Below are 7,506 nucleotides of genomic sequence, written 5' to 3' on the forward strand. Positions count from 1 at the left end.
GACGAACGCAGAGCCAATCAACTTGCTGCCAAAGCACGCATTCGTGCAGCCGGCGAAGCCACCCAGAACACGGCACCACGATGGGGAACGACGGAGGCCAAACGGCTTGCAATCGAACGTGTGAAACAAGAAATCGAAAGACGAAAGAAGGGTTGACTTGCCAATATTTGTTTGGGTCGGCATGCGGCCAGGAGCCGTCATTCACCGTATGTTCGCTGGCCCCGCAGCCGGAACGCCCGGTGCGCCAGAGCCCGCCTTGCTTTGTGGCCGGTGGGCGCCGCAAAGCGCAAGCGGCGCTTCACTCGTGCGGCCAGAAAAGAGCAGCCTTGCACGTCCGGTCGGCTATCATGCCTGTCCTCTCCGAAGTAGCTCCTTATGATTTCCGTCCGTAATGTCACGCTGCGCCGTGGCGTCAATGTCGTACTCGACCACGCATCCGTCACCTTCACCCCCGGCGAGAAGATTGGCCTTGTCGGCCGCAATGGCGCCGGCAAGTCATCCTTTTTCGGGCTTCTCAACGGCACGCTGCACGAAGACAGCGGCGAATTCTCGATTCCCGCTGCATGGAAGATGGGCCAGGTCGCGCAGGAGATGCCGGAGACCGAGCAGAGCGCGACCGATTTCGTAATCGAGGGTGACACCATACTGCTCGCCGCGCAGGCCGAAGTAGCCGCCGCTGAGGCCAGCGACGATGGGATGCGCATGGCGCACGCCTACATGGCCGTGCACGACGCTGGTGCACACGATGCCCCCGCACGTGCCCAGGCGCTGATCCTGGGCCTTGGCTTCAGTGCTGCGCAGCTTAGCCAGCCGGTCAACAGTTTCTCCGGCGGCTGGCGCATGCGACTGCAGCTGGCGCGCGCGCTCATGTGCCCGTCGGACCTGCTGCTGCTCGACGAACCGACCAATCACCTCGACCTCGACGCGCTGGTCTGGCTGGAAGCCTGGCTCAAGCGCTATCAAGGAACCCTGGTAGTAATCAGCCACGACCGCGAATTCCTCGACGCCGTGACGCAGGTGACGGTGCACGTCGACAACGCCAAGCTCGTGCGTTACGGCGGCAACTACAGCAAGTTCGAAGACATGCGTGCTGAGCAGCTCGTGCTGCAGCAGGCCGCGATGGCGAGGCAAGTGGAAAAGATCGCCCACCTGCAGAAATTCATCGACCGTTTCAAGGCCAAGGCCTCGAAGGCGAAGCAGGCGCAGAGCCGGGTCAAGGCGCTCGAACGCATGGAGAAGATCGCACCAGTGCTTGCCGACGCAGAGTTCACCTTCGAGTTCAAGGAGCCGCTCAACGTCCCGAACCCGCTGTTGTCGATGCTGGACACGAGCTTCGGCTACCCGGCGCCGACCGGCGCACTGCCGGGCACGCCGCCCACGGTCATCGTGCGGGGCATCAACCGATCCGTGCTGGCCGGGCAGCGCATCGGCATCCTCGGTGCCAACGGCCAGGGCAAGTCCACGCTGGTGAAGACGGTGGCGCACGCACTGGCGCCGATTGCTGGCGAAATCAGCGAAGGCAAAGGCCTGAACATCGGCTACTTCGCACAGCAGGAACTCGACGTGCTGCGTCCGCTCGACACGCCGATGGAACACATGATCCGCCTTGCCAGGGACACGCCGCCGCACATGCGCGCGCCCGGCCAGAGTGGCACCGAACAATCGCTTCGCACCTTCCTCGGCACCTTCAACTTCAGTGGCGACATGGTCCATCAGGCGGTCAACACGATGAGCGGCGGGGAAAAGGCGCGGCTCGTGTTGTGCATGATCGTGTGGCAGCGCCCCAATCTGCTGCTGCTCGACGAGCCTACCAACCACCTCGACCTGGCCACACGCGAAGCGCTAGCGATGGCGCTCAACGAATTCGAAGGCACGGTGATGCTGGTCAGTCACGACCGGGCCCTGCTGCGCGCCGTATGTGATGAGTTCTGGCTGGTCACCAAGGGCGGCGTCGAGCCCTTCGACGGCGATCTGGACGATTACCAGCAATTCCTGCGCGACGAAGCCCGTCGCATGCGCGAGGAGGCTGCCGCAGAGCAGAAGGTCATCGCCTGAGAGACCCCCAGGCGGGCGGCGGGTGTTGCATGGGAGGCGAAGCGCGGACGTTCGCCAAGGGGCTTCAGCAATCGTGCGGACAAGCGCGCTCCAGTGCAAGATGTCGGCCACCTTCGGCCGGTCGATGCCGCCGCATACATCGTTGACAACCGGTGCCGCGCAGTCGTTCTTGGCACCCTGCCACCGCGTCTCGCTGAAGAGGCCACCGGCGGCACGGGTTTAATGTATCGAACAGGTGCTTTTTGAGCGGGGGATGAACGGCATCATCGCATCCAGCCGTGGCTCGTAACCCTAACTCGCTGTGGCCGCCACATTCGCTGTAGCCGCCACATCGGCCCGCGCCTTATGCAATTTTTTGTAACTGTCGATCAGGCGGTGGTGCCTATCGAGACCCTCCAGTTTCATACTCGTTGGCGTTAAGCCATAGAAGCGCACGCTGCCGCCCACTGACCCCATTACCGCGTCCATCCGAGCCTCGCCAAACATCCGACGGAAGTTGACCGCGTAATCGTCCAGTTCCAGGTCGTCATCGAGCAGCACCTCCAGCACCACATTCAGGGCCTGGTAAAACAATCCGCGCTCGACCGTGTTGTCGTTGTACTGCAGGAACGCTCCCACCAGCTCTTGCGCCGCCTCAAATTGCTGCAAGGCGAGATGAATCAGCAGTTTCAACTCGAGAACTGTTAGCTGCCCCCAGCCCGTATTCTCGTCAAATTCGATGCCGATCAAAGTGGCAATATCGGAGTACTCATCTAGTTCACTGTTATCCAGACGCTCAAGCAATGCTACCAGGGCGGCATCATCCAGGCGATGCAAGTTCAAAATATCGGCGCGGAACAACAGCGCCTTGTTTGTGTTATCCCAGATCAAATCCTCTACCGGGTAAACTTCCGAATAACCGGGCACTAAAATCCGGCAGGCTACGGCGCCCAGTTGGTCATACACCGCCATGTACACCTCTTTGCCCATGTCCTCGAGAATTCCGAGCAACGTTGCGACTTCTTCCGCATTGGAGTTTTCACCCTGACCAGAAAAATCCCACTCAACAAACTCGAAATTCGCTTTGGCGCTAAAAAAACGCCACGACACCACACCGCTGGAATCAATGAAGTGCTCAACAAAGTTATTTGATTCAGTCACGGCGTTACTGACAAAGGTGGGCTGAGGTAATTCGTTCAGACCTTCAAAACTGCGCCCCTGTAGCAATTCCGTTAGACTCCGTTCCAGCGCCACCTCGAAGCTCGGGTGTGCGCCGAACGAGGCAAAGACACCGCCTGTCCGCGGGTTCATCAAGGTGACGCACATCACCGGGTAGGTCCCACCCAGCGACGCATCCTTTACCAGCACCGGAAAGCCCTGCTCTTCCAACCCCTGAATCCCGGCGAGAATGCTGGGGTATTTCGCCAGCACATCGTGCGGCACATCAGGCAATGCGATTTCACCTTCCAGAATTTCACGTTTTACCGCCCGTTCGAAAATTTCGGAAAGACATTGCACCTGCGCTTCGGCCAGCGTATTGCCGGCACTCATGCCATTGCTGACAAACAGGTTTTCGACCAGGTTGGACGGAAAATACACCACTTCGCCGTCCGACTGCCGCACATACGGCAGCGAACAGATACCGCGCTGCACATTGCCGGAGTTGGTGTCGTACAGATGCGAGCCATACAACTCGCCGTCGGGATTATAAATTTGCAGGCAGTACGCATCCAGAATTTCAGCCGGCAGCGCATCCTCAGGGCCCGGCTTGAACCAGCGCTCGTTCGGGTAATGTACAAATGCCGCATTGGCGATGTCTTCGCCCCAAAACGCACCGCCATAGAAGTGGTTGCAATTCAGGCGCTCGATAAACTCTCCCAACGCCGACGCCAGCGCGCTTTCTTTGGTCGCTCCCTTGCCATTGGTGAAACACATCGGCGAGTGCGCATCGCGGATATGCAGCGACCACACATTGGGAACGATATTGCGCCACGAAGCGATTTCAATCTTCATGCCCAAGGCCGCCAGATTTCCCGACATATTGGCGATGGTTTGCTCCAACGGGAGATCCTTGCCCACAATATAGGTGCTGGTGTCAGAAGCCGGCTTCAACGTCAACAACGACTGAGCATCGGCATCGAGGCTCTCTACCTCTTCAATTAAAAATTCGGGTCCGGCTTGCACCACTTTTTTCACCGTACAACGGTCAATAGAGCGCAAAATACCCTGGCGATCTTTCTCCGTGATATCCGGCGGCAACTCAACCTGAATCTTGAAAATCTGTTGGTACCGGTTTTCCGGATCAACAATATTATTCTGCGACAGGTGGATATTTTCGGTAGGAATATTGCGAGTTACACAGTACAACTTCACAAAGTAAGCCGCGCACAAGGCCGATGAGGCGAGAAAATAATCAAAGGGACCAGGCGCCGAGCCATCGCCCTTATAACGGATAGGCTGGTCGGCCACTACCGTGAAGTCGTCGAACTTGGCTTCAAGGCGTAGCTTATCGAGAAAGTTGACTTTAATTTCCATGGGGGATCCTGAAAATGGTGCCCAAAAATGACATAGCCGCTATTATGCGTCGCCAAGTGCAGTTGCTGTTGCAGATCGCTATTGTTGCTAGCGGTGTCCATTGAAGCGCTAATGTTGTCCGTTACTTCTGCCTGGCGTCGCTTTGTCCCCGGAGCACGAACTCACTGCCCGGAGCGCCTGTCAAAGCGCAGACGATAACGCTCTCACCGCCATCAATATGACCAGTGGTGAAGGCCGTCGAAGACACCCAACGTGCCAGATTGCCTGGCGTTTTTGGTCTGCGCGCTGAGATGTCCGCCGTCCGAGATCAAAAAAATGACCTCTGGTATTTGCGCTTGCTGCCGCTTCAGGCCAGTGCGCTAATCGCACGCCTCGACAACCGCACTAGCCAAATTCGCGGACACGCCGAACGCGCTAGCACAATCGACGGACATCCTGCCGCTCATCCCCTGCTGAAACGCAGCGGATGACAGAATTGGCAATCCGGCGTCCTAGCCTCACGTGGCGGGGCTACGCCAGTTCTCGCCAAAAACCGTGAACATGATTAGCAGAAACTGTGAACAGCAACACCTTGCCGCAATGATACGCGACGCTCGGGCTCGCTAGCAGTTATAGCAGGACCCGCGGATCGGGACCGATCCAGATCGTTGGTCCCGGTTCGAACGGCTGCTTTGGAGAAATCCGGCCGACTGCTGTGGGTCGAGGCCGTGTGAAAACACAGGTGTATGCGATGCTCGAAAGAGGCAACCCTTCAGATCGCGCTGTATCGGCTTGGTTGTACCTTGGGACGGGTAAAGCGAAACCCGAAAGCCGAGTGCTTTTGCGTTTTCACACGGCCTCGGTCGGCTACAGTCTGACGCGCGACCCGCGGCCTTGAAGCTCACACGTGCGCGGGACGACGGGCAAGGTTCGGCCACAACCCGTCGTTCACACGCGTCGCCGGTCGGACGTTCAGGCGTCGGCTTCGCCCCGCAACCAGCCATCCGCTTGTTAACGACGAGCGCCCCATGATCGGCCTTTGCCGCCGTTCGCACATCCTGTGCTTGCACGTCTGCTAACCAGGAAGCAAGAGCGTGAGAATGTGGCTAGGCAGAAACCTGGTCTCGGCAACAGTCTGCAAGATTGCAATTCAAGATTTGCCTCAGCGTTTGGTGGATCATCGTTGTATCCCTTTCGGATACAACAGGATCGTCCTATCAGCGAAGCGGTGGAACATACCAAAATCGTAGCCACTATCTGCGGATGGTGAAATCGCGCTTTAGGTGCGCATTTCCGATGTCTTGACTGCAGTAACGTAGTAAGAAGCGGCAACCAACGGCTATGAAATGCTAAGGATCGACGAAGTCACGGATAGCGAAGGTTTCCCCGAGCGATGCGATGTCGCGGTAATTGGCGGCGGAATTATTGGCGTCAGCACCGCTTATGAACTGGCGCGACGCGGCGTCCAGGTGGCTCTGCTCGAAAAGGGCGTCATCGGCTGCGAGCAGTCGGGGCGCAATTGGGGCTGGGTGCGTCAGCAGAACCGCGACCTCCATGAGTTGCCGCTCGCGATGCAGAGCCTCAAGCGCTGGAGCGAACTAAGCGAAGAACTGGGCGAGGACATTGGGTTTCGTAAGGCGGGCATCCTGTACGGCACGGAGCATCAATCGGACATCGCGCAGTGGGAATCGTGGCTTGCCCGCGCCCGGGAAGTCGGCTTTAACAGCGAGATCCTCAGTGCGCGCGCACTGGCAGCGCGCATTCCGTCCGGACGCGCGAAGTGGGCTGGAGGGCTGTGGTCTGGCACGGACGGCCGCGCCGAGCCGTCGACAGCCGCGCCTGCGATTGCTCGCGGCGCGCAAGGTCTCGGCGCGATGGTGTATCAGAACTGCGCGGTACGAAGTCTCGACACGAGTGCTGGGCGTGTCTCTGGCATCTGGACGGAGCGCGGCCGGCTCGCAGCCGACACCGTCGTTCTCGCGGGAGGCGCCTGGAGCGCGTTGTTCTGCCAGCATCACGGCATCGATCTGCCCTCCATCAACGTGATGGGAACGGCGTTGCGAACCGCTGAGGCGCCGGGGGTCATCGAAGGCTGTTTCTCCGGGCCTAACTTCGCGCTGAGGAGGCGGTTGGACGGCGGCTACACCATCGCTGTTCCCGGCTACGGACGCGTGGAACTCGCGCCGCAAAACCTGCGGCATTCGGTGAAGTTCCGCACCATGTTCCGCAGCAAGCTGAAGAAAAAACTGAAGATTCGCGTCGGTGCCAGCTTCTTCCACGGACCGGAGGCAAGCGCAACCTGGCGCGACGATGACGTCTCGCCGTTCGAAGAAACGCGGGTGTTGGATCCCCGGCCTGATACCGAATGGCTCGAACGTGCCCTGCAAAATGTGTCCAGCGTGCTTCCCGAGCTGGCGGGCCTGCGGATCGCTCACGCATGGGCGGGCGCGATCGACACGACGCCGGACCTCGTTCCCGTCATCTCGAAGGTTAATGCGAAACCCGGTCTCGTGATCGCATCCGGCTTCAGCGGACACGGCTTTGGACTAGGGCCAGGCGCAGGGGTTCTCGTGAGCCGGCTGGTAATGGACGAGGCGCCGCAGTTCGACATTAAACCCTACAGACTGGCCCGCTTTTCCGACGGAACAAAACTGAGCAGCCCCGAAATGATGTGAGTCGAGGCCGCGGGCGGGCTATCGCGGCAACCCACTTCGGGAGATTGAACCTCCAGCACGATTCAACTGTATTGATTAACGACCGTTGCAATTCTAAAAGTGGCCGGAGATCTTGATTGACCTCGTATGACGGAGAAGGGTCGACTTCCGCCGGCAGCGGAACGATCAACGGCGGCCAACTCGGCGGCTCGGCGTCGGACCGAGTTCGGCCATGTGCGGTCGCTGGGTAGTGCGACAGCTCAGCCGCTCCAACGTCTTATCGCCTTCGTCAACAGCCGCTCAA

The 7,506-nt window shown here is 59.2% G+C and carries 3 protein-coding genes; 2 read left to right on the forward strand and 1 reads right to left on the reverse strand.

The window, feature by feature from the left end; translation table 11 throughout:
* The first annotated feature begins 375 nt into the window (after positions 1-375).
* Positions 376-2,055 (forward strand): ABC-F family ATP-binding cassette domain-containing protein, encoded by a 1,680-nt coding sequence (locus SB822_RS53965; RefSeq protein WP_090839242.1) that lies wholly within the window; start codon positions 376-378, stop codon positions 2,053-2,055.
* Between the two features lie 291 nt (positions 2,056-2,346).
* On the opposite strand, the gene SB822_RS53970 is transcribed toward SB822_RS53965, so the two are convergent.
* A complete protein-coding gene (locus tag SB822_RS53970) occupies positions 2,347-4,569 on the reverse strand; it encodes an OsmC domain/YcaO domain-containing protein (RefSeq protein ID WP_410858702.1) in 2,223 nt (740 codons plus the stop codon).
* 1,325 nt (positions 4,570-5,894) lie between these two features.
* Here SB822_RS53970 and SB822_RS53975 point away from each other — a divergent pair.
* Positions 5,895-7,223: an NAD(P)/FAD-dependent oxidoreductase gene (locus SB822_RS53975; protein ID WP_007588954.1), complete on the forward strand. Its 1,329-nt coding sequence runs from the start codon at positions 5,895-5,897 to the stop codon at positions 7,221-7,223.
* Positions 7,224-7,506 lie beyond the last annotated feature (283 nt).

The organism is Paraburkholderia sp. SIMBA_054, from assembly GCF_046534875.1.
Lineage (GTDB): Bacteria > Pseudomonadota > Gammaproteobacteria > Burkholderiales > Burkholderiaceae > Paraburkholderia > Paraburkholderia hospita.

Excerpts from the sequence above, each read along its gene's own strand:
- SB822_RS53965 (WP_090839242.1), top strand. The coding sequence starts at position 376 with ATGATTTCCGTCCGTAATGTCACGCTGCGCCGTGGCGTCAATGTCGTA.
- SB822_RS53970 (WP_410858702.1), bottom strand. The coding sequence starts at position 4,569 with ATGGAAATTAAAGTCAACTTTCTCGATAAGCTACGCCTTGAAGCCAAG.
- SB822_RS53975 (WP_007588954.1), top strand. The coding sequence starts at position 5,895 with ATGCTAAGGATCGACGAAGTCACGGATAGCGAAGGTTTCCCCGAGCGA.